At 62.9% G+C, this 22,165-nt stretch carries 19 protein-coding genes and 2 pseudogenes; 8 read left to right on the top strand and 13 right to left on the bottom strand.

The features are described from left to right. Positions 1–41 precede the first annotated feature (41 nt). Positions 42–2,015: an alkaline phosphatase family protein gene (locus OKW28_RS04915; protein ID WP_429444024.1), complete on the top strand. Its 1,974-nt coding sequence runs from the start codon at positions 42–44 to the stop codon at positions 2,013–2,015. A gap of 171 nt (positions 2,016–2,186) precedes the next feature. Here the strand turns inward: OKW28_RS04915 and OKW28_RS04910 are convergent, their stop codons facing one another. The 6 genes and pseudogenes from OKW28_RS04910 to OKW28_RS04885 all read right to left on the bottom strand — a co-directional run bounded on the left by OKW28_RS04910 (position 2,187) and on the right by OKW28_RS04885 (position 7,784). Beyond that, a complete protein-coding gene (locus OKW28_RS04910; protein WP_429444023.1) occupies positions 2,187–3,641 on the bottom strand; it encodes an aspartate aminotransferase family protein in 1,455 nt (484 codons plus the stop codon). A gap of 49 nt (positions 3,642–3,690) precedes the next feature. Then, the gene (locus OKW28_RS04905) at positions 3,691–5,025 is read right to left on the bottom strand and encodes a glutamine synthetase family protein (RefSeq protein ID WP_429444022.1); all 1,335 of its coding nucleotides are present in this window, start codon (positions 5,023–5,025) and stop codon (positions 3,691–3,693) included. After that, positions 5,018–5,194, bottom strand: a pseudogene (locus tag OKW28_RS04900) (gamma-glutamyl-gamma-aminobutyrate hydrolase family protein); the annotation flags it as partial. The gene OKW28_RS04905 and the pseudogene OKW28_RS04900, both read right to left, overlap by 8 nt. A gap of 378 nt (positions 5,195–5,572) precedes the next feature. Continuing rightward, positions 5,573–5,794: a hypothetical protein gene (locus tag OKW28_RS04895; RefSeq protein ID WP_026226309.1), complete on the bottom strand. Its 222-nt coding sequence runs from the start codon at positions 5,792–5,794 to the stop codon at positions 5,573–5,575. A gap of 247 nt (positions 5,795–6,041) precedes the next feature. Beyond that, positions 6,042–7,061 (bottom strand): VTT domain-containing protein, encoded by a 1,020-nt coding sequence (locus OKW28_RS04890; protein WP_429444021.1) that lies wholly within the window; start codon positions 7,059–7,061, stop codon positions 6,042–6,044. A gap of 306 nt (positions 7,062–7,367) precedes the next feature. Beyond that, positions 7,368–7,784, bottom strand: a complete 417-nt coding sequence (locus OKW28_RS04885) for a cupin domain-containing protein (protein ID WP_429444020.1) — start codon at positions 7,782–7,784, stop codon at positions 7,368–7,370. A 177-nt stretch (positions 7,785–7,961) separates the two neighbouring features. Here OKW28_RS04885 and OKW28_RS04880 point away from each other — a divergent pair, with 177 nt between their 5' ends. Then, positions 7,962–8,567, top strand: a complete 606-nt coding sequence (locus OKW28_RS04880) for a peroxidase-related enzyme (protein WP_429444019.1) — start codon at positions 7,962–7,964, stop codon at positions 8,565–8,567. Positions 8,568–8,609: 42 nt separating this feature from the next. On the opposite strand, the gene OKW28_RS04875 is transcribed toward OKW28_RS04880, so the two are convergent. Together OKW28_RS04875 and OKW28_RS04870 are read right to left on the bottom strand one after the other, a co-directional pair. Continuing rightward, complete coding sequence (locus OKW28_RS04875; RefSeq protein WP_429444018.1) at positions 8,610–9,890, bottom strand: MFS transporter; 1,281 nt, start codon at positions 9,888–9,890, stop codon at positions 8,610–8,612. An 82-nt stretch (positions 9,891–9,972) separates the two neighbouring features. Beyond that, positions 9,973–10,920 carry a LysR substrate-binding domain-containing protein gene (locus OKW28_RS04870; RefSeq protein WP_429444017.1) on the bottom strand — a complete coding sequence of 316 codons (948 nt, stop codon included), beginning with the start codon at positions 10,918–10,920 and terminating at the stop codon, positions 9,973–9,975. A 238-nt stretch (positions 10,921–11,158) separates the two neighbouring features. Here OKW28_RS04870 and OKW28_RS04865 point away from each other — a divergent pair, with 238 nt between their 5' ends. Beyond that, a complete protein-coding gene (locus OKW28_RS04865; RefSeq protein WP_429444016.1) occupies positions 11,159–11,872 on the top strand; it encodes a DUF899 family protein in 714 nt (237 codons plus the stop codon). Between the two features lie 27 nt (positions 11,873–11,899). On the opposite strand, the gene OKW28_RS04860 is transcribed toward OKW28_RS04865, so the two are convergent. Then, positions 11,900–13,873, bottom strand: coding sequence for a putative bifunctional diguanylate cyclase/phosphodiesterase (locus tag OKW28_RS04860; RefSeq protein ID WP_429444015.1), 1,974 nt, complete (start codon positions 13,871–13,873; stop codon positions 11,900–11,902). Positions 13,874–14,117: 244 nt separating this feature from the next. Beyond that, positions 14,118–14,501, bottom strand: coding sequence for a hypothetical protein (locus OKW28_RS04855; RefSeq protein ID WP_429444014.1), 384 nt, complete (start codon positions 14,499–14,501; stop codon positions 14,118–14,120). Positions 14,502–14,850: 349 nt separating this feature from the next. On the opposite strand from OKW28_RS04855, the gene OKW28_RS04850 reads away from it, so the two are divergent. Further along, entirely contained in the window at positions 14,851–15,129 is a 279-nt protein-coding gene (locus tag OKW28_RS04850; RefSeq protein WP_013092091.1) for an HU family DNA-binding protein, read from the top strand. Positions 15,130–15,373: 244 nt separating this feature from the next. Here OKW28_RS04850 and OKW28_RS04845 read toward each other — a convergent pair whose 3' ends face one another. From OKW28_RS04845 to OKW28_RS04835, 3 genes and pseudogenes are all read right to left on the bottom strand, one after another. Beyond that, complete coding sequence (locus OKW28_RS04845; RefSeq protein WP_429444013.1) at positions 15,374–16,492, bottom strand: 3-deoxy-7-phosphoheptulonate synthase; 1,119 nt, start codon at positions 16,490–16,492, stop codon at positions 15,374–15,376. A 268-nt stretch (positions 16,493–16,760) separates the two neighbouring features. Further along, positions 16,761–17,432, bottom strand: a pseudogene (locus OKW28_RS04840) (DUF72 domain-containing protein); the annotation flags it as partial. Between the two features lie 391 nt (positions 17,433–17,823). Then, complete coding sequence (locus tag OKW28_RS04835; RefSeq protein ID WP_429444012.1) at positions 17,824–18,279, bottom strand: RidA family protein; 456 nt, start codon at positions 18,277–18,279, stop codon at positions 17,824–17,826. Positions 18,280–18,488: 209 nt separating this feature from the next. On the opposite strand from OKW28_RS04835, the gene OKW28_RS04830 reads away from it, so the two are divergent. The 4 genes from OKW28_RS04830 (at position 18,489) to OKW28_RS04815 (ending at position 21,627) form a co-directional block, all read left to right on the top strand. Beyond that, entirely contained in the window at positions 18,489–19,628 is a 1,140-nt protein-coding gene (locus OKW28_RS04830) for a succinylglutamate desuccinylase/aspartoacylase family protein (RefSeq protein WP_429444011.1), read from the top strand. Positions 19,629–19,892: 264 nt separating this feature from the next. Next, entirely contained in the window at positions 19,893–20,582 is a 690-nt protein-coding gene (gene nthA, locus OKW28_RS04825; protein WP_429444010.1) for a nitrile hydratase subunit alpha, read from the top strand. Further along, positions 20,579–21,244 carry a nitrile hydratase subunit beta gene (gene nthB, locus OKW28_RS04820; RefSeq protein ID WP_429444009.1) on the top strand — a complete coding sequence of 222 codons (666 nt, stop codon included), beginning with the start codon at positions 20,579–20,581 and terminating at the stop codon, positions 21,242–21,244. Before nthA ends, nthB begins: the two co-directional genes overlap by 4 nt. A 26-nt stretch (positions 21,245–21,270) precedes the next feature. After that, complete coding sequence (locus OKW28_RS04815; protein ID WP_429444008.1) at positions 21,271–21,627, top strand: nitrile hydratase accessory protein; 357 nt, start codon at positions 21,271–21,273, stop codon at positions 21,625–21,627. The last annotated feature ends 538 nt before the right edge of the window (positions 21,628–22,165 follow it).

Below are 22,165 nucleotides of genomic sequence, written 5' to 3'. Positions count from 1 at the left end.
ACCTGTCACAACGATGCAATAAGCTGTACCTACGACTTTCGATGTCAGCAGTTGCGGGAGCGGCCGCGCTCGCATTCGCTACGATGCCCACAGGGGTGTCTGCGGCAAGGGACGATCATGCGGCCCAGACCCTAACGCCAATCAAGCATGTGATCATCGTTGTCGGCGAAAACCGAACGTTCGACCACGTGTTCGGCACCTACCAACCCCCGCAAGGCCAATCAGTGTGGAATCTGCTGTCGCGGGGCATCGTCAATGCGGATGGTTCGCCGGGCCCGAACTTCAACAAGGCGCAGCAATACGAAGCGCAATTGGTTGGACCGGCAAAATTTGCGTTAGCCCCGCCGAACAAAACCCCGTACATGCCGCTGCCGGCCCCCAATACGGGCGGTGCGCCGACGGCGGCTAGCGACGCAAGTCCGCCACCTTTCGCGACTCACGATGCGGCCGTGCAGGCCGAAGGCACGGCACTCGAGGTGTCCGACATCGATCAGTTGCTGAGCGGCGCGACCGGACTGCCGAAGGATGTAAAGGATTCGCGGGTGGCCAACTACAACGCGTTGCCGAGCGGTCCATATCTGTTGCAGCCGCCACTCTACGATGCGTACATGGGCGGTCCGGTGCACCGCTTCTATCAGGCGTGGCAGCAAGCGGATTGTGCCGTCGCACATGCGAGCCGCGAGAATCCGAGCGGGTGCCTCGGCGATCTGTTCGCCTGGGTGGAAACCACCATCGGCGCGGGCAGCAACGGCAAGCCGCAACCGACACCCTTTACCGATCAGACCACCGGCGAAGGCTCGAATGCGCTTGGCTTCTACAACGTGAACAACGGCGACATGCCGTACTTCACGAAACTGGCCCAGCAATACGCGATGAGCGATAACTATCACCAACCGGTGATGGGCGGAACCGGGGCGAACAGCATCATGATCGGTGCGGCTGATGCGTACTACTACACCGACGGCAGCGGCAATGCGGCAACGCCGCCGTCGGATCAGATCGAGAACGCTGATCCGTTGGCCGGCACCAACAACTGGTACACCCAGGACGGTTACTCGGGGGGCAGCTATAGCAACTGTTCGGACCCGGGCCAGCCCGGCGTCGGCGCGATCCGCCAATACCTTGAATCGCTGCCCTACGATCCCAAGCCGAACTGCGCGCCGAAGCACTATTACCTGCTCAACAATTACAACCCGGGATATAACGGCGACGGCACGGTGCTCGACAGAACGAAGTCGCCGTTCACGATCCCCCCGTCACCCGTGCGCACCGTCGGGGACACGCTGCTTGATCGCAAGATCCCGTGGAAGTACTACGGGGAGGGCTGGAACAGCTTCATCAAGGATCCGTCGACAAGCGTCTACTGCAACATCTGCAATCCGTTCCTGTACGAGACGTCGATCATGACGAAAAAGCACGTCCGGGCCACACATCTTGCGGACTTGCCAGACCTGTACGCGGATATCCAGGCGGGCAATCTGCCAGCTGTGTCGTTCGTGAAGCCTGGCGGACTGCTCGATGGGCATCCGACATCGTCGAAGTTTGGGCTTTACGAGGCATTCGTGAGAAAACTGGTCGACGCGGTGAAGAGCGATCCGAAGCTATGGGCCACTACTGCGATCCTCATCACCACCGACGAGGGCGGCGGCTACTACGATTCCGGCTATGTGCAGCCCATCGACTACTTTGGTGACGGCTCGCGTATCCCGATGATCGCAGTGTCGAAGTATTCCGCTGGCGGGCGCATTTCGCACGGCTATGCGGATCACGCGTCGTTGGTCAAGTTCATCGAACGCAACTGGGGGCTGCCACCGATTACCGGACGTAGTCGTGACAACTTGCCGAACCCGGTCCAGCACAGCGATAACCCATACGTGCCGGTCAATGCGCCCGCGATCGGCGACCTGTTCGATCTTTTCGACTTCGACCGGGACTCCGACACGCACGGGCATCATGACGGGTCGCACCCGGACCATGATGCAGACAACGGCGGTAAGGGCTGGTGGCCTTTCTGACCATAACCTGGAACGCTCGCGCGACCGGTACAACGTAAAGTAGGACCGCCGCGCGTTCCGGCGGCGGTCACGGGGGGGCAGATGATTGGTGCGATCCTGCGGCCGACCGGCGATTTGAAGGCTGTGCGGGCACTCGAGGGCTGAGGGAAACTGAATCGCAACCACGCAGTGCTATCGGATGCCCATCTGCCGGGCGGTCGCATCGATCGCCGCTTCTGCCTTCGAGACGATTTCGTCGATTTCCGGCCGGCTGACCACGAGCGGCGGCGACAGCAACATCCGGTCGCCGCTCGCGCGCATGATCAGATTGCCGTTGAAGCAGAAGTCGCGGCACATCGTACCGACATCGCCGCCATTCGCGAAGCGCTTGCGCTCGAGCGGCTTCTCGGCGAGTTGCACGCCCGCCACGAGGCCCGCGCCGCTGATCTCGCCAACGATAGGATGACCGGCGAACGTCTCACGCAGTTTGTTCTGAAAGTACGGACCCGTATCCACTTTGACGCGCTCCACGATCCTCTCGTCGCGCAGCAGTTTCAGATTCGCAAGCGCGACGGCCGCCGCGACCGGATGCCCGGAGTAGGTGAGGCCATGATTGAAGTCACCGTTGTCGATCAGTGCGCGGGCGACGCGATCATGTAGACCGACGGCCCCCATCGGCACGTAACCGCTCGTCAGTCCCTTCGCGAGCGTGATCAGGTCCGGCTCGAAGCCGAAGTGCTGATGCGCGAACCATTCGCCGGTTCGGCCGAAGCCGCCGATCACTTCGTCCGCGACGAGCAGCACGTCGTACTTGCGGCAAATGCGCTCGATTTCGGGCCAATACGTCTCAGCCGGAAAAATCACGCCGCCCGCTCCCTGGAAAGGCTCACCGATAAATGCGGCGACATTGTCCGCACCGAGTTCGAGAATCTTCGCTTCGAGCTGCCGCGCGCGAGCCAGTGCGAATTCTTCCGCCGTCTGATCGCTTGCCGCTTCGCCGAAGAAATAGGGCTGATCGATATGTACGATGTTCTCGACCTTCGATGGCATCTGCTCATGCATATAAGCCATGCCGCCGAGCGTGCCACCCGCGATCGTCGACCCGTGATAAGCGTTTTCGCGCGCGATGACGAACTTCCTCGCGGGCTGTCGTTGTGTCGCCCAGTATTGATGGACGATGCGCAGCACGGTGTCGTTGCCTTCCGAGCCGCTGTTGCAGTAGAAGAAGTGATTGAATGGGGCGGGCGTCAGTTCGGCGAGCAGGGCAGACAGTTCAATCACGGGCGGATGCGTCGTCTTGAAGAACGTGTTGTAGTACGGCAGTTCCCGCATCTGCCGGAATGCGGCGTCGGCCAGTTCCTGGCGGCCGTAGCCGACGTTCACGCACCACAGTCCCGCCATGCCGTCGATGATCTTATTGCCCTCCGAGTCCCACAGGTACACGCCTTGCGCCTTGACGATCACGCGAGAACCCGCGCGATTGAGCGAGCCCATATCCGAGAACGGATGGATGTGATGCGCGGCATCGAGCGCGCGGTATTCGGCGGTGCTGCGCGATGTGGCTTGCGAGGTCGGCGCGTCTTTCGTGCCGCCATGCTGCGACGTTTCCTTTTCCGCATACATCACGTCTTCAGTCTTATAGCTCATACTGCCTCCGTCTTTTCAAGGTTCTCATTGAACGATTGGCCCACAGCACTCAAACGTGCAGCAGCAAGTGCCGGCGTTCCCACGAACTGATCACGCGGAAAAACGCTTCGTATTCGGTCTCTTTCAACGCGAGATACGCTCGGACGAACTGCTCGCCGAGTACTTCGGCAATCGGCTCGCACGCGCTCATCAACGTCAAGCCTTCTTCGAGATTGCGCGGTAATTGATAGGGCAGGGCATAGCCGTCGCTCGCCAGCGGTTCGGTTGCGGCGAGCCGCTGCGTGATGCCGAGATAGCCCGCCGCCAAGGTCGCGGCAATCGCCAGATACGGATTGCAATCGACACCCGGAATCCGGTTCTCGATGCGGCGCGCGACCGGCGCGGAATGCGGAACCCGGAAGCCGACCGTGCGATTGTCATAACCCCACGCGACATTGATCGGCGCGGCCATGAAACGCGACAGACGCCGGTACGAATTGATGTACGGCGCGAAGATCGGCATCAGCGCCGGCGTGTATTTCTGCAAGCCGGCGATATAGCCGGTGAACAGCGAGGTCGGCTCGCCGTCGGCGGCGGTGAACAGGTTGCGGCCGGTTTCCATATCGACGAGGCTTTGATGCATGTGCATCGCCGAGCCGGGTTCACCTTCCATCGGCTTCGCCATGAAAGTCGCGTACATCTTGTGACGCAACGCCGCTTCGCGCACGGTGCGCTTGAATAGAAACACACTGTCCGCGAGCTTGAGCGGATCGCCGTGCATGAAGTTGATTTCCATCTGCGCGGCGCCGACTTCGTGTATCAGCGTATCGACTTCGAGTTCCTGCACGTCGCAGTACTCGTAGATGTCTTCGAACAACGGGTCGAATTCGTTGACCGCTTCGATCGAATACGCCTGGCGTCCGGTTTCCGCGCGACCCGTACGTCCGACCGGCGGTTGCAACGGCAGATCGGGATCGCGGTTCATGTCGACCAGATAGAACTCGAGCTCCGGCGCGATCACCGGTTTCCAGCCGCGTGCCTTATATAGATCGAGCACGCGCCGCAGTACGCAGCGCGGCGAGATTTCGACCGGCGTGCCGTCGAAATGCACGCAATCGTGAATCACCTGCGCGGTCGGGTCGACTGCCCACGGAATCATCCGGATCGTGCTCGCGTCGGGTACGCACACCATGTCGGGATCGGTGACGCCGGTCAGCGAATCGCTTTGCGGATAGTCGCCGGTGACGGTCTGGATCATCACCGCCTGCGGCAGACGCATCGATTCGCCCGATCCGAACTTGCTGCGCGGAATGATCTTGCCGCGCGCGATGCCGGCCATGTCCGGAATAATTGCTTCGATTTCGGTGACATGATGCTTTTTCAGAAATTCGTCGATGTCATGCATGATTGTTCTCTCTGTTTTGGTCCGCGACCTGGGTCATGTGTGCAGGGTTTCGTGTATGCATGCGCTGGCGACACGCGTCGCCGAAGGCGCGAAATATCGCGGTCGATAACGAGTCGGCAGCATGTTTCCATTCCGCATGCCATTGCACGCCGAGCGCAAATGCGCGAGCGAGTCGTCCTTGTTCCCGCGATGGTCGTTCAGTCCGCCGACCACGTGCGACGGATGAGCGCGGAGCATCGTTCTATCGGCGGTGATTCCTGCTATTGGTTGGTTTCGCATAACGAATAGGCGTGTCGATCCCACGCCGCACACCACGTGAACGGCGTTAAATAGCGCGCGCGGCGAGGTGGGAAAACGCCAAGGCGAGTCGACGCCAAAGCGAATCCGCGCAATTACGCGCAGCGCTTACCAGATTAGAAGCGGTTCGATTGAATCCGTCGCGATGCGCGGTGATCAGTCAGTGCCGCGCGGACGCAAGCAGCCAGTTCGCGAAAACGCGTGCAAACGGAAGAATCGAGCAGCGAAAAGAGATGAAAGAGGAGAGGCGCTACGGCAGCAGCGAAGCGACTTCGTCTGTGCGCACCGCGATGAACGCGCGCGCGGAGAGGACGTTGCGGCGTCGAACGGAACGACGCGACAGGACTGTGATGACGGACAGAAAGCGGCGAAACGCAAGGCTGCCGTTGCTGCCGTCGGCGCTGGCGCCGTCAGCGCAAGTACAACGCGCCTGACTGCGATTCCAATTCACCAAAGGGCCTCGGACTCTCACAATGACACTCGACTGGCGTAGTTGAGGGTATTGAACGGCCTGTTTCGACTCCACAGCGGATATTGAAGAAACAGGACACGGGTTGATCGAGAAGAAACGGTACTAGACGGTAGTAGCTTAATTCGCCGCGCCGCCCACGCGATCTCCCAATAGCTAGGATATACGAGCTAAAAATGCCGTCAATTTATTTTTAGATTTTGGCAAAGCGGCATCGAGCGTGATGCCGCGTGTTTCGTCCACTATTCATTCACTCCGCGAGACGTGCGCGCACCGTGTATTCGCCTTCGTTGCCCTTGTCTTCGAGCATGTGTGCCACCGCCATATTGAAGTCGGTCGGCAGTGGCTCGACCGGATAGCCGCGCTTTTCCCACGCATCGAGACCGCCCTTCAGCGCGCGCACGTGATGAATGTTCTTCCGATGCAATTGCCTGACGATGCGCTTCGCGGTCGCTTCGTTGGGACACACGCAATAGACGACGATCGGCCGCTTCAGGTATTCCGGATGAATCGGATCGGGCGACTCGAGATCGAGCGGCCGCGCGCCGGCAATGCGGTGCGATTCCTTTTCGCGGACGGTGCCCGGGCGCGCGTCGAGAATCAGCGGCGGTTCGTTCGACTTCATCATCGCGTCGAGCTGATCGGGCGAAATGCGCGTATGCGCGAGCCAGCGACGAAACTGCAAGCGGCGCAGCCAGCGATACACCAGAACCGCCGCGAAGATCACCGCGAACGTATCGAAGATCGTGCCGCCGTTGTGTCGCACGAGCAGCATCATTTGCACGATCTGGTCGTGCAGGGCGCCGCCGCCGATCACCCAGACGCTGGCCCACAGCGTGGCACCGACCATGTCCCACCACAGAAACACGCCGACGCCGATAGCGGTCGTCCCAAGCAGCGGCGCGGAAATCAGGCCGAGACCGGGCAGGAACTTCGCGACGGTTAGAATCGGTGCGCCATAGCGCTCATAGGTATTGCGCGCGACGCGTACCGTGGTGTCCAGCGACAAAGAGAAGCGCACGAGGTAATTGAGCAGACGGCGGCCGTACGCGCGTCCGGTGAAAAACCACAGCGAGTCGGCGATCAGCGTCGCACCGACCGCCGCGCAGATCATGTTGACGTACGAGGCTTCTCCCACCGCGGCCATCGTTCCAGCGAGAATCAGCATCGGCGCGGCCGGAATCGGCATGCCGAGCTGCGTGACGAGCACGCTCATGAAGACGGCCCACACGCCGGCAGACGGTGGAATAGCGACCGGGAAATGCCACACAACCGCGCTCCTGATAAGCCAATAAAAGAAAGAAGAATCGTCCGCGCCGAGGCCGATACATGCCACAAACGACGCAAACGGCCGTGCGGGGGCACGCGCGCGCGTCGACGCGAAAGACGGATTTAAGCACAGGAGGCGAGTCGGCGTTGTGAAAGAACGCCGACGAAATCGCGCGCGACCGACGAATGGGCGCGGCGCACGCCGCGGCGCGGCCTGCATGCGCCGCGCGGCAAGTGGATCAAACCGGTTTGAGAAGCATGATTTGCCTCGCTTCAGGCGAGGCGGTCCGGGAAGAGGCCCGTTGCCTCACGCATCCTCGGACGGATCATAGGGCACCACCCGCTCATGCTCGTCCGCGTGATTGCGCGCGACGATCGCGCGCGCCGCGGCGTTCGCGTCGAGATTGAACGGCTGATGCGGCACGCCCGGCGGAATGAACAGGAAGTCGCCCGGCTCGGTGATGACCGACTCGCGCAAGCCCGGGCCGTAGCGCGTCTCGATCTTGCCTTCGAGCATATAGATCGCCGTCTCGTAGTCGGCGTGAAAGTGCGGCTCCGCATGGCCGCCAGGCGGGACCACGACCATGTACATCGACAGCCCGGTGCTGCCCGCGGTGCTCGCCGAAATGCCGACGAAATAGGGCAGCCGCTGCATCGTCGCCATTTCCCGTTCGGGCCGCACCTTGACCACCGGGGCCCGCGCGTCGTGCGTAACGTTTGACATGGTCGCTCCTTTCGTCGCCGCCGTGCCGGGCGGCTTCACGCATGCCGAACTGAAAGTCTAGACGATACGGGCGGCAATGTCGGACGTGATCGAGCGGACCTGGTGAAGCGCGGGCGACCGCGAAATCGCGTTGCTACAATGGTCGGCATACCCCGACAGAGATCACGGAGACAGCGCATGGCCACGCTTCAGCCCATCAGCCGCTACCCGGTCCCCGAACCGAGCGAGTGGCCCGAAGACATCAGTGCCCGCATTCTCGAAGTGCAGGAGAAAGCGGGTTTCGTGCCGAACGTGTTTCTGACGCTCGCGCATCGGCCCGACGAATTCCGCGCGTTCTTCGCTTATCACGATGCGTTGATGCTGAAAGAGGGCGGTCTAACGAAAGGCGAGCGGGAGATGATCGTGGTCGCGACGAGCGCGGTCAACGATTGTCTTTACTGCGTGATCGCCCACGGCGCGATTCTGCGCATCTACGAAAAAGCGCCGCTGCTCGCCGATCAGGTCGCGGTCAATCACCGCAAGGCCGACATCACGGACCGCCAGAAGGCGATGCTCGATTTCGCGCTGAAGGTGTGCCGCGCGTCGGGCACGGTCGACGAAGAAGACTTCCAGACACTGCGCGGCCACGGCTTCACCGATGAAGACATCTGGGACATCGCGGCAATCACCGCGTTTTTCGGGCTGTCGAACCGGATGGCCAACGTGATCTCGATGCGTCCGAACGACGAGTTCTATCTGATGGGGCGTGTGCCGAAAGCCACGGCGGATGCACCGAAAAAGTAGCCTCGACTGGAATCGCTTCAGCATCTCTATTGGCAATTCGCATCACGCCTGCGCGGGGCGAGATGAACGCCGCGCGGGCGTCATCACCACGGTGTCGTCGATCGGGAAATGCAGCAGTGCCGCGATCAATCCCGCCGCGACCGTCGCTACCCATAGCAGTGAATACGAGCCCGTCAGATCGAACACGAGGCCACCGAGCCACGCGCCGAGAAACGAGCCGATCTGATGGCTCAGAAAGCACACGCCGAACAGGCTGCCGAGGTGACGCGTGCCGAACACCTTGGCGACTAGCCCGCTCGTCAGCGGTACGGTGCCGAGCCACGTGAGGCCCATCACCGCCGCGAAAATCACCACGGACACCGCGCTTTTCGGCAGCGCGAAGAATGCGGCGATCGTCGCGCTGCGAATCAGATAAAGCCAGCCGAGCACATGATGTTGGCGGAACCGGCCGCCGAGCCAACCACATGCCCAACTGCCCGCCATGTTGAACAGGCCGATCAGCGCAAGCGCGGTGGCGCCCAGCCCGATCGGCATATGACACAGCGTCAGATACTCGGGCAGATGCGTCGCGATGAACGCGAGCTGAAAGCCGCAGGTGAAGAAGCCGAGCGTCAGCAAGCGGTAGCCGCGATGGCGCATCGCTTGTGACAGAACCTCGCGCAGCGGCGCCGCGGGCGCGTCCTCGAACCGCGCCTGAGCCGTTGCGTGGATCGGCGCACGCCGGTCGAGCACGATGCCGAGCGGCGCGATCAGCAGCATGGCGAAAGCGAGCACGAATAGCGATGTCGCGATGCCCGAATGCAGCCGGATGCCTTGTACGAGCGGCACCATCAGCACCTGTCCGGCGGAGCCGCCGGCGCTGACGAGCCCCATTGCGACGCTGCGCTTCTCCGGCGACGCAACGCGGCTGACCGCTGGCAACACCACGCCGAAGGTCGTGCAGCTCACGCCGATGCCGACCAGCAATCCCATGCCGGTCACCAGCAGCGCACCGCTCGAGGCGACCGCCGACAGCGCGAGGCCGGCCGCGAACGTCGAAGCGCCGAACGCGACCACCGGCGCCGAGCCATAGCGATCCGCGGCCGCGCCCGCGAACGGCTGCGCGAAGCCCCAAACGAGATTGTGCAGCGCGATCGCGAAAGCGATCAGCGTGACCGGCAGACCGCGGTCGAACGAGAACGGGCCGATGAACAGGCCGAAGGTCTGGCGGATGCCCATCGCGGCGCTCAGGATCAGCGCACCGGCGACGATCACGAGCGTCGTGGTGACGGTCGTCGCCGGAGCGAGGGCGGGGGCGGGTTGCTTGCTATGGGTCGTCGACATGGCGGCTCCTCCTTGGCCACCATCGTCGCAGCCCGCCGCGCAGCCGGCAAAGGAAAAGATTTCGACGTCAGGTGAGCGTGGCTCACCTATGCGTTGCTATGTCGTCGTCCGCCGCCGCGTCCGCATGCGCGTCGAAGGCCGCCGCCTCGTCGACGAGCCAACGTTTGAAATCGGCGAGCTCGGGCCGCCGGATCGCGCTGTCCGAATTCTCCGCGCTGACCAGCCAGTAGGCGGTGGTCGATGCGACGGTGGCCGCGCAAGCCTCGACCAGCGCGCCGCTCGACAGATCGCCGTCGACCAGCGGCTTGCGGCCGAGCGCGACGCCGAGGCCCATGCTGGCCGCCTCGAAGGCGAGCTGGATCGTGTCGACGTGCAAGCCGCCGCGTGTATCGATGCCGCCGGTGCCGGTCGCGTCGAGCCACGCCTGCCAGTCTTCACTCGCGGCGTTCACGTGAATCAGCGTCGCGCGTCGCAGGCTCGGGACACCGTGCTCGTCGCGCAGCGTTTCCAGATAAGCAGGGCTGCACACGGGCACGAAGCGCTCGCCGAACAGGCGCGTCCATGCCGTGCCGGCGACCGGCGCGCGACTCATGCGGATCGCAAAGTCGAAGCCGTCGACCGGAAAGCCGACCTGGCGACGCGACGTGTCCACGCTCACGACGACATGCGGCCAGCGCGCCCGAAAACCGGCGAGGCGCGGCAGCAGCCAGCGCGACGCGAAGGTCGGCGCGCAGCTGAGCGCGATAGGCCGATCCGCGCGATGATTGGGCAGACGTTGCGTGCCGATCGCGATCAGCGAAAACGCCTCGGAGACGTACGACAGATAATCCGCGCCAATCGCCGTTAGCGAGATGCCGCGCGGCTCGCGCACGAACAGTTCGACGCCGAGCGCTCCCTCGAGTCCGACGATGCCGTGACTGATCGCGCTCGGCGTGACGTTCAGCTCGGCGGCGGCGAGCTTGAAACTTTGATGCCTGCCGGCCGCTTCGAAAAAGCGAAGCGCGGGCAGGGGTGGCAGACGAAGCGGCATGTGCGTTCCCCAAGGCGAGCTTGCTGTTTGGCGCAAGCATACCTTGCGGCGACGCCTGGCGAGTGGGTGGTCAAACCGCCGGCAAAATCGCCGCAAAAAGCCGCCGCTGCAAAATCATGGCGAGGCCTGTCGATTTTCCGCGGGCTCGTTCGTCGTCCCTACAGGAAGGGCGGCAAAGCGACGATGCCCGCTCGTCTTCCGTCCGTTTTTCTGACGATTTCTCACAAGGAGATGACTGATGAACGACGCAAACACTTCGATGCATACGCTGAAACCGGCCCGCGAACTGGCCGACTTGCCCTCGCGCTTTCCGGGCGAGAGCCCCGAATATCGACGCGCGCGCAACGCGTTGCTCGCCGAGGAGATCGAGCTGCGCCGCCAGATCGAGCGTGTCGCCGCGCAGCGTCGCGCGCTGCCGGCGGGAGGCGTCGTGCCGGAGGATTACCGCTTCGACGGCGAAGCGGGCCCGGTCCCGCTATCGCAGATGTTCGGCGCGCACGACACGCTCGTGACCTACAACTGGATGTTCGGACCGCAACGCGCGCGGCCGTGCCCGATGTGCACGTCGCTACTGAGCGCGTGGGACGGCGAAATGCCCGATATCCTGCAGCGCGTCGCGTTCGCGGTGATCGGCCGCTCGCCGATCGACAGGCTCGTCGCGTTCAAGCAGGAGCGCGGCTGGCGGCATCTGCGGCTGTATTCGTCGGGCGGCAACACGTTCAATCGCGATTACGCGGCCGAAGATCCCGCCGGCGACGACCTTCCCGCGCTGAACGTATTCACGCGCACGGGCGGCGTCGTGCGGCACTTCTGGGCCGAGGAGATGGGGCCGTCGACGTCGGACCCCGGACAGGATCCGCGCGGCGCGCCCGATCTGATGCCGTTGTGGACGATCCTCGACATGACGCCGGGCGGCCGTGGCACCGACTGGTATCCGAAGCTGGCGTATTGAGCGGCGCTGCCATGGAGCGATCGAGCGCTACGAATGCGTCTCCGCCGCGTGGCTCTGCGCGAGCGCGGTCCACAGAAACGTGCCGACCGCGCTCGCCCGCATCGGCAGGCTGAACAGATAACCCTGCACCGCGCGCGCGCCGAGCGCCTTCACGACCTGGGCCTGCAACGGTGTTTCGAGTCCTTCGACCACGCATTCGAGCCCGAGGTTGCGGCATAGGTCGATCACGGATTTGATGATCTTCTTCGAGGCGCTATTGGTATCGACGTCGCTCACGAAGCTGCGGTCGATCTTGATCGCGTCGAATGGCAGCCGATGCACGTAGCTGAGGCTCGAATAGCCGGTGCCGAAATCGTCGAGCGACAGCCGGCAGCCGGCCTGCTTCAGCATCGTCATCGCGCTGTGCGCCTGCTCGAAATCGCGCGTCAATGCGGTTTCGGTCATTTCGAACGTCACCCGATGCGGCGACACGCCGCTTGCCGCGACGATGTCGATCAGGCGGCGCGCGCGCGCCGACGTCGAGATATCGATCGCGGACAGGTTGAACGACAGATACAGATCGGCGGGCCAGTGCGCGACCTCGGCGAGCGCCTGGCGCAGCAGCACGTCGGTGATGCCGAGGATCAGCTCGGTCCGCTCTGCAATCCGAATGAATTCCTCCGGCCTGACCATGCCGAGCCGCGCGTTGTGCCATCGACCGAGCGCTTCGAGGCCGATCGGCCGGCGCGTGAGCAGATCGTAGATCGGCTGGAACTCGAGGAACAGTTCCGCTTCGAGGTCCGCATGGCGCAGCTCCTGCGTGACGAGGCTTAGACGCCGCATCTGCGTTTCGTGTTCGGTCGAGAAAATTACCGGCATGCCGCGGCGGTTTTCCTTGCCGACATAGAGCGCGGCGTCGGCGCGTTCGAACACCTGCGCGACTGTCGAGCCCGCGTCGGGAAACGCGGCCCAGCCGATCGTGCCCGACAGCTCCGCGACATTGTCGGCGACTTGATAAGGCTGGCTGAGCGCATCGCAGATACGCTGCCCCAACTCGACCAGCGCTTCGTTCGACACCTTGTGGCGTACGAGCACGCCGAATTCATCGCCGCCCAGACGCGCGAACATCAGGCCCGTTTCGCCGATCAACACGAGCCGCGTGCCGACTTCCTGCAGCACGAGGTCGCCGCTCGCGTGACCGTAAATGTCGTTGACCTGCTTGAAGCCGTCCAGATCGATGAGGCCGACGTTGAAGCCGCCACCGGTTTCGAGCGCCTGCTCCGATATCGCGCTCAGCGCCGCGAAGAAACTGCGCCGGTTCGGCAGGCCGGTCAGACTGTCGATGCTGGCGAGCCGGTAGTTGTCGTCGCTGAGCCGTTGGGTGTTGTGCTGGCTTGCCTGCAGTTCGCGTTGCGCGTGCACCGCGTCTGCAAACGTGCGCCAGTAAAGCTGGATGACCACCGCGAGCGCGACGCCGACCAGCGCCATGTCGACGGCCATCGCGAAGAACACCGGCGAGCCGCTCGACACGAGGAAGCCGGAGAAACTCAGGATGACGATGCAAAGCAGCAGAAGCGCGGGCTTGCGCAGATGGATCAGGCAGAACATGCTGCCGACCAGCGTCGTCGCCATATAGAACGCGACCTGCGCCTGCTGGTAGGCGGTGCCGTACGGAAACAGCAGCACCGACCAGCCGCTGAACGCGACACCGAACACGCCGACGATCCATGTCACGCTGCGCAATTCGCGGGCCGCCTGAGCGTCCGTCATCTTATGGTTGCGTTTGCGCCACCAGCGCACGCAGCGAAACACACACAGCGCGCCGAGCGTGCCGGGCACATACATCGACAGCCAGGCCGGCGAGCTGTCCAGATGCGTCGCCGCCACCGCCGCCGTGTTGACGAGCAGGATGAAGTAGAGAAGCGGTACCTGGCGGCGGAACGCGTGCAACTGCGCACGCATCAGCTCCCGGTCGCCCTCGGCGACCGACAGTACCTTCTTCAATCTCGCAAGCCAGGCCATCGCCATCCCTTTAACGTTTGCGCGCTAAACGCAGCTGTTTATATCGGCGCGAGGCTGATTAACTTGAGCGCTCCAGGGGATAACGGAGCATCGCAGTCAAGGGCCTGTGAGCCCGGCTGCGCGCTTACGGATAGTCGGGCGGTAAGTACTACCTGGCGGCGCGTGTTGGCGGCGCTGGAACCAGACGTTTGTGCCGGATGCCGATCGCGAGACTCGAGCAGCAAAAGGCGGCCTTCGTGCATGCTCAAAGCGTGGGGCACGACAGGACCCGCTGCGGCCGCATGGCGGTGCCGGGCTGGCCGGCCGGCGCGGGCGTGCCACGCGGCGCGGCCGAGACGAGCCGGACCGCGTCGGCGCCAGCATTCGCGAGCACGTATTTTTCCGGGCTGTCATCCGGCTGCCAGTACGCGCGAAACACGTCGCCGTCGCTGAACACGAGCAGCTTGCCGTGCACGGTTTTTCCGCCGCCGACGAAGTCGACCGGTTCGCCGTCGCGTAGCGGAAAGCTCTGCGCGGTGCTGGAGTTCGTCGCACCGACGAGGGTCGCGCACGCGTTGTCGTCGGCCGCGGCCGCCGCCGACGACAACGCGGCGAGCAGCGCGAATGTTGCAAAGTGGCGAATTCTCACTTCTTTATGTCTTGCCGATCGTTAACTTGTGACATGTGTCGCAAATGGCGCGCCCGCGCATCGCGAAAGGGGCTATCGTCATCGGGAAGCCGGCGCGGGATCGCGTAACGCGACCTAAAGTACTGAAATTGCAACGGATTGTGATGCGCGGCGAACGGTCATAAGGCGGCGCACGCGCATAAGCTCGCGATTCTTATGGCAGTTTGGGGCGCAAAAACGTCAAACCGGCGCCTCCGCCTTGATACAAGCCTTACACCAAGGGTTTGCGCGAAGGTGCGCCTATGCGTTAGTGTGTCGGTCCCGGCGCCTCAGAGGGCGCCGGTTCCATGATTACCATACGGGAAGTGCTATGAACAAACAGGAACTGATTGATGCAGTCGCCGCAGCGACGGGCGAAAGCAAAGCGGCAACCGGCCAGACCATCGACGCGATCGTCGAGGCAGTGACCAAGGCCGTGGTGAGCGGCGATACGGTGCAACTGGTCGGTTTCGGTTCGTTCTCGACCGGCGCGCGCGCGGCACGTGTGGGGCGCAATCCGTCGACGGGCGAAGAGATCCAGATCGCCGCGGCCAAGACGGTGAAGTTCACCGCAGGCAAGGCGTTCAAGGAAGCCGTCAACGCGTCGTAAGCAACGCGCTTCACGCCGGAGCATTCGCGATGCGCGCCGCAGCCCCGCTGTGAGGCGCGCGTGAGTGATGCGTCGGGCGTGAGGATCACGCGCTGCCCAACCCGGCCAGGCGATTCGCCGGCAACTGGTGCGGCGCGTGTGTCTGGCTCCTTGAGCCAGGCGTTCGTGGGCTCGACCGGCTTCGATCGAGTCTAAAGCGGACCCGGCGCGGCCATCGCGATCGGGCGGTCCGTGCGTTGCCCTGTCAGCCCGCGCGACGCTTGCGGGTTGCCTCGGCGAGCGTGGCGAGCACCGGTTCGGTCTGCGCCCAGCTCACGCAGGCATCCGTGATCGACACGCCGTAACGCAACGGCACACCGGCCTTCAGATCCTGACGGCCTTCTTCCAGATGACTTTCGAGCATCACACCGATGATGCGGCGCTCGCGCTCCGACAGTTGCCGCGCGATATCGTCCGCGACCTCGATCTGCCGCAAGTGCGATTTGTTCGAGTTCGCATGCGAGCAGTCGATCATCACCTGCTCGCGCAGACCCGCTGAACTCAACGCTTCACAGGTCGCCTGCACCGACGCGCTGTCATAGTTCGGCCCTTTCTTGCCGCCGCGCAGGATCACGTGCGCGTCGTCGTTGCCGCGCGTTTCGAAGATCGCGGCCATGCCCATTTTCGTCATGCCCATGAACGCGTGGCTCGCGCCAGCCGCGACGATCGCGTCGGCGGCGATCTGCACGCCGCCGTCGGTGCCGTTCTTGAAGCCGATCGGGCAGCTCAGTCCCGACGCGAGCTGACGATGACTCTGGCTCTCGGTCGTGCGCGCGCCGATCGCACCCCACGCGATCAGATCGGCGATGTATTGCGGGCTCAACAGGTCGAGAAACTCGGTCGCGGTGGGCAGGCCCAGAGCGTTGATATCGAGCAGCAATTGCCGGGCGAGACGCAGGCCTTCGTTGATGCGGAAGCTGCCGTCCAGACGCGGATCGTTGATGTAGCCTTTCCAGCCCACCGTCGTGCGCGGTTTCTCGAAGTACACGCGCATCACGATCAGCAGATCGTCCCGGTAGTGATCGGCGGCGGCCTTCAGCTTGCGCGCGTATTCGATCGCCTGGTCGTGGTCGTGAATCGAACAGGGGCCGACGATCAGCACGAGCCGGTCGTCGCGGCTGTGCAGAATGTCGGCGATTTCGACGCGAGTCTTCTCGACCAGCGACTGCACCGCGGGCGGCACCGGCAGTTCGTCCTGCAGCAGCGCGGGGGAAATCAGCGGACGGACCGCTCCGATGCGCACGTCGTCGATGCGCGTGGTGTCCTGGGTGGCGTCGGCCGAGCCGACTTCCTGATCGTGCAGGGGATTGTCGAGGGCGCTCAAGATGTTCTCCGCAATCGGTTGATGAGGCGGGCGGCCTTGCCGCCTGATTATGCGAGCGCCGCCGCGATGAGGGCGTGCGGGCGCCGCGTGGGTTTGACGTGGGCCGTGCGGGTTGGGTTACTGCGTGCCTCGGGCGAGGTTTTGACGCAAGGTCTTGCGTCGGGCTTGACGCGAAGCCGACGCGACCGCGCACGGATGCGCTGGCGCGATTATGACACCCGCGCCGGCCTCATGGCGGGCGGACCGGCGGGCAGGCGGCGCAGCGGATTCAGAGCTTCCTGAGCAACGCCATCGCGGCGGCCGGATTGCGCTCCTTGAAGCCGCTGATCACATATAGATAGACGTCGCGCGTGGCGGCTTTCGCGGGCGGCTCCGCGCAGGTCTCGAGATCGTCGGGCGTGATGCCCGCGGCGAGCTGGCGCGCGCGTTCGGCCCATGCGTCGAGCGCTTTCGTCGAATAGCCTTTGGCTTGCTTTTCGCTCGTGCCCATGATGCGCGCGTAGACGAACGGCGCGGTGATGTCGGCGATCTGCGGATACTCGCTGTCGGCCGCGAGCACGACCGCGACCTTGTACTTGCGCGCCAGCGCGATGAATTCCGGTGTCCTGAACGACTCGTGACGAACCTCGACCGCGTGCCGCAGCTTCTGTCCTTCGATGCTCGCGGGCAGCAGCTTCAGAAAGGCCTCGAAATCGTCAGCGTCGAATTTTTTGGTCGGCGCGAACTGCCAGTTGATGGGCCCGAGCTTCTGCCTGAGCAGCAGCACGCCGCTTGCGAAGAATCGCTCGATCGTGTCGCCGGCTTCGGCCAGCACCTTGCGGTTGGTCGCGTAACGCGGCGCTTTCAGCGAGAACACGAAATCGTCGGGCGTTTCCTGATACCACTTCTCGTAGCTGGCCGGTTTCTGCAAACCATAGAACGTGCCGTTGATTTCGGGGGAATCTCGTAAGGCTTGCCAGATAAGGCTGGTATCGCAGAGCTAGCAGTGCGGCTACCCACTTGGCTACCCAGCTGCGTTCCAGCGCCGATTCCAGTCTCAACAGCCATACCGTACGTCGCTGCAGACTGCACCGGAGGCCGACAAAGATTGAGGGGAGAGGATTGAAATCGCTGGGATGGAGGTAGCGTCATCGGCCTTATGGAAAGCTTCGCATAAGGCCGACCATCAGCCAGCCAATGTGGTCGAGTGAACGACCGTTGTGCCTGGAAGCGGCCGCCAGAGCAGCGCTGGGTTGAACGATGGCAACGGGTCGGCTCATGCCTTTTGCATAGCTCGCACGCCCGAGACGATCGTCGCGCTCGTTCGTCGGGCGCTGGTCGGCCATGACCGGTCAGTCAAGTGTGTCTTGTGAATCGTCGACAATCGTGGCACACGCGCAAGGCAGGCGGAACCTGGAATCCGGAATCTCGGCAATCGCGGTTACTTCGATCATCAGATCAGGGTGATACAGCCGTTGAATTTGGACAGTCGTGGTAACGGGATACGGCGCGGCAAAAAACTCGGTTCGAATATCGCCGGTCCCCATGAACGCTTCGATGTCAGTTGCGTAGTGAACCAGCGAAATGATGTCCGACATGCAACCACCCATTGACCCAAGCAGGTCACGGATGTTTTCAAGCGCTTTACGCACTTGCGCCCGAATATCGCCGCGCCCAACGACATGTCCATGGACGTCAAGCGAAACCTGCCCTTTCAAATGGACGATCCGACCGTCGCCTTGAACAACAACCATCGAAAACGCTCCGAAGGGCGGCCATACGCCCGGAGGATTGAATGCAGCAATCATCGCGCACCTCACCATAGTCGTATCGCCGGATTATCGTTCCTCCTGGCCGGCAACGAACGATCTTAGTCCACCTTGAACGCTAAAAGCTGAAGTCCCTGTGCAGTTCGCATCAGGCGGGGTACGGCCAGCTTCGGTAATTCGAACGAGGTTTAGAATTAGCGTTGTTTGGGTTTCCACACCGACTCTGCGTAGTCACTGAAAGGCCTGCGATGACGAAAGAAATACAACGGATCAACATCGATGCTGGTTTTCCTGGGACCCGGCGTCAGATTACCGTGCATCGATATGGGACTCGCGGCGCTCGACCAAAGATCTATATTCAGGCTGGCTTACATGCCGAGGAGATTCCGGGCATGCTGACGATTGCACATTTAGCGAGGCGTCTTGACGATGCTGATTCGCGCGGAGAAATCCTTGGGGAAGTCGTGCTCGTTCCGTTCGTTAACCCCATCGGCGCGGCCACGTGGATTAATGGCGTACTTGTCGGCAGGAATGATCTTGGCGGAGAAGGCAACTTCAATCGGCACTGGCCTTCAGTCGGAAAGAGCGTCGCAGCGGAAGCACGGCACAGGCTTGGTGACGACGAAGCCGAAAACCTACAATTACTTCGTCGTATCCTTGAACGGCATGCGGACGACCTGCCCGATGAGAGCGAAGTTCAGAAGATAAAAAAAACGGCGTTCCAACTTGCCTTTGATGCTGATGTTGTCATCGACGTGCATTGCGATCGTGATGCAATCATTCACGCGTACACGTATAAATCGACTTGGCCGCATGTCGCTGATCTATGCGCGCAGACTGCATGCGAAGCGGTTTTTCTCGAAGATGGGTTAGAAAACGCAGGTACTTCGACCGACCTCTTCACGGGCACGTGGGAGATTGTTCGGAAAGAGCTGGGGCACCTATTTCCCATTCCGATTGGCTGCCATTCAGTGACATTGGAACTGCGCGGACAAGCTGATGTCTGCGACGAGTTCGCGTCTGCTGACGCGGACGCACTACTTAAATTCCTGCAACGTCGAGAAGTTGTCGCTGGTGATCCCGGACCGCTTCCCAAGCCACTATGCAAGCCCACAAGCCTGGACGCGACCGACCTCCTTATCGCGCCGCGTGGTGGGATTGTCACCTATAAGGTGCCGCTTGGCGCAAGAGTCTCGCGGGGTGAGGTGATCGCGGAAATCGTTGATCCGAGCGCAGACGACCCGCTCGGATCTGCCATCGCAGTTCGCACCAGAACGGACGGGATCGTAGCGACTCGGACGTTGATTCGATTCGTCCCGCGCGGAGAGGTCATTGGCAAAGTGGTGGGGGCAGTCCGGCTTAGGTCGGGACCATTGCTTGAACGTTAGGCTGCGCCGTGCTCCATGGCTATCGACCAAAGCCGCCTGAATGGCCGCTTCCGAGAAAAATCCTTGGCCGTTGTGGGTCGGGTTTCGACGGTCATATTACGAGCCTCAACGCATAAAAGGGAATTAGCACGTTCGGACAGGAACTGACGCCGGTGGGCGTCGCACATAATCGATCGCGCTGCCCGAAACCGCGTGTCGGCCGTTTGCATTCGACGTCTTGCCCGTCCATACTTTGTGAATGTCGCATTCTCGAGGCGGATGCAGATGAATCACGACCCCGTACATGACTCCTCGCGCCATCACGCACCTCACCACCCTCAGGCGCATGAAGGACATGAAGGCAGCGCACTGCCCGACATGGATCTGCGCGTGCGTGCGCTCGAATCGCTACTGATCGAGAAGGGCTATGTCGATCCGCAAGCGCTCGACGTGCTGATCGAAACCTACGAAACGAAAGTGGGTCCGCGCAACGGCGCTCGCGTCATCGCAAAGGCGTGGAGCGATCCGGACTTTCGACACTGGCTGCTCGACGATGCGACAGCCGCCATCGCGTCGCTTGGCTTCACGGGGCGCCAGGGCGAGCACATGGTCGCGCTGGAGAACACGCCGGGCGTACACAACATGGTCGTCTGCACGCTGTGCTCGTGCTACCCGTGGCCCGTGCTCGGCTTGCCACCCGTCTGGTACAAGTCGGCGCCGTACCGCTCGCGCGCGGTGATCGACCCGCGTGGCGTGCTGGAGGATTTTGGCGTAGCGTTGCCGGACGACATCGAGGTCCGCGTGTGGGATTCGACGGCCGAGGTACGCTATCTGGTGCTGCCAATGCGTCCGCTTGGCACCGACGCGCTGAACGGAGACGAACTCGCCGATCTTGTCACGCGCGACTCGATGATCGGCACAGGCTTACCGCTCCCTGCGCGCCAGGCGAAAGTGCGCAGCGGAGGCTCATCGTGAATGGCGCGCAGGATCTGGGCGGGATGCAGTCGTTCGGGCCGGTCGTGCCCGAGGCCGACGAACCCTACTTCCACGCCGACTGGGAGCGCCATGTGCTCGCGCTAACGATTGCGATGGGCGCGACGGGCACATGGAATGTCGACATGTCGCGCGCCGCGCGCGAGAGCCTGCCGCCGGCGCAGTATCTGTCGAGCAGCTATTACCAGATCTGGTTTGCCGGCTTGTGCAAGCTTCTGATCAACTCGCGCCTCGCCACGCCCGACGAGATCGACAGCGGCGTATCACAGCACCCCGCCGCGCCGGTGCCGCGCGTGCTGGCTCGCGATCAGGTCAACCCCACGCTGTTTAGCGGGAGCCCTGTGACGCGCACGCCGCCGCATCCGGCGCGTTTTGCCGTCGGCGACGAGGTACGTACGCGGCTGCTCAACCCGCAAACGCACACGCGCTTGCCGCGTTACTGCCGTGGTAAGCGCGGCCGGATCGTCGCAGTGCACGGCGCGCATGTGTTCCCTGATTCGAACGCGGTGGGACGCGGCGACGATCCGCAGTGGCTGTACACGGTGCGCTTCGATGCCGTCGAATTGTGGGGCCGCGATACGACGGCCGCTTCCGTGTGCGCCGATTGCTGGGAGCCGTATCTGGATGCGAGCGGAACGACATGAGCGTACCCTCATCGAGGAAGACTTTCATGACTGCGCCTCGCGTGTTGCTCGATGCACTGCCCGGCTTGCCGCGCGACGATGCCGGCCCGGTCTTCGCCGCGCCGTGGCAGGCGGCGGCCTTCGCGATGACGCTCTTGCTTCATGAGCGCGGCGTGTTCACCTGGGCCGAATGGGCGGCCCAACTCGCCGATGCTATCCGCGACGCGCAAGCGCAAGGCGATCCGGACCGCGGCGACACGTACTATGTTCACTGGCTGACCGCGCTCGAACGGATCGCGACCGCGAAGGGCTGCGTGACGCGCGATGGACTGGTGAAGCGGAAAAACGCATGGGACGTAGCGGCGCGCCGCACGCCCCACGGGCGGCCGATCGAACTCGACTGAGCGGCAGACGGCGTCCTGCGGCAATCGAAGTCGGCCCGCGTTGCCGTTACTGAACCTTCCCGTCGTGACGGGCTCGTTGTCAGGCGGGAGCCTTCGAGACGCAGCCACTCATCGTCGTGATGAGCCCGGCGAGGACTCTCGCCCGGACGACTGGCCGGTCGATATCGCTGATCGAATCGCCGTTTCAGTTGGCGAAGCTGCCGCAGCGGTCGCGTCAAGTCGAAGTGCGGCTAGGGGTCGACGGCTGCCCGATGCGGCCCGCCGGTGGTCGACCACGCTGCCCGTGCAACGGTCGGGCCGGGCTCGGCCAACAACGGCCGGTTGTGAAGGGCCGCTTCGGAGTAGCCTACACGGAACCCTAGAAGCCTCATCGGACACGAGCATGCGCCACTACAACGGACGTTGGGACGAAGATCGAGGTGACGAATTTGCCTAGTAGGGAGCTTCCGACTGGTACTTCGAGGTCGAGCCGAAGAAGACCGTAGTGCGGCAGATGGAGGTGTACCGCGGCAGTCGTTCTGCAGTACGAGCAACAGCA

Source organism: Paraburkholderia sp. 40, from assembly GCF_050434105.1.
Lineage (GTDB): Bacteria > Pseudomonadota > Gammaproteobacteria > Burkholderiales > Burkholderiaceae > Paraburkholderia > Paraburkholderia tuberum.
This window is presented reverse-complemented; position numbering and strand designations above follow the sequence as displayed.

Bases quoted from the DNA above. Each gene is read 5' to 3' on its own strand.
- OKW28_RS04915 (WP_429444024.1), top strand. From the start codon at position 42: ATGTCAGCAGTTGCGGGAGCGGCCGCGCTCGCATTCGCTACGATGCCC.
- OKW28_RS04910 (WP_429444023.1), bottom strand. From the start codon at position 3,641: ATGAGCTATAAGACTGAAGACGTGATGTATGCGGAAAAGGAAACGTCG.
- OKW28_RS04905 (WP_429444022.1), bottom strand. From the start codon at position 5,025: ATGCATGACATCGACGAATTTCTGAAAAAGCATCATGTCACCGAAATC.
- OKW28_RS04885 (WP_429444020.1), bottom strand. From the start codon at position 7,784: ATGTCAAACGTTACGCACGACGCGCGGGCCCCGGTGGTCAAGGTGCGG.
- OKW28_RS04880 (WP_429444019.1), top strand. From the start codon at position 7,962: ATGGCCACGCTTCAGCCCATCAGCCGCTACCCGGTCCCCGAACCGAGC.
- OKW28_RS04875 (WP_429444018.1), bottom strand. From the start codon at position 9,890: ATGTCGACGACCCATAGCAAGCAACCCGCCCCCGCCCTCGCTCCGGCG.
- OKW28_RS04870 (WP_429444017.1), bottom strand. From the start codon at position 10,920: ATGCCGCTTCGTCTGCCACCCCTGCCCGCGCTTCGCTTTTTCGAAGCG.
- OKW28_RS04865 (WP_429444016.1), top strand. From the start codon at position 11,159: ATGAACGACGCAAACACTTCGATGCATACGCTGAAACCGGCCCGCGAA.
- OKW28_RS04860 (WP_429444015.1), bottom strand. From the start codon at position 13,873: ATGGCCTGGCTTGCGAGATTGAAGAAGGTACTGTCGGTCGCCGAGGGC.
- OKW28_RS04850 (WP_013092091.1), top strand. From the start codon at position 14,851: ATGAACAAACAGGAACTGATTGATGCAGTCGCCGCAGCGACGGGCGAA.
- OKW28_RS04835 (WP_429444012.1), bottom strand. From the start codon at position 18,279: ATGATTGCTGCATTCAATCCTCCGGGCGTATGGCCGCCCTTCGGAGCG.
- OKW28_RS04830 (WP_429444011.1), top strand. From the start codon at position 18,489: ATGACGAAAGAAATACAACGGATCAACATCGATGCTGGTTTTCCTGGG.
- nthA (WP_429444010.1), top strand. From the start codon at position 19,893: ATGAATCACGACCCCGTACATGACTCCTCGCGCCATCACGCACCTCAC.
- OKW28_RS04815 (WP_429444008.1), top strand. From the start codon at position 21,271: ATGACTGCGCCTCGCGTGTTGCTCGATGCACTGCCCGGCTTGCCGCGC.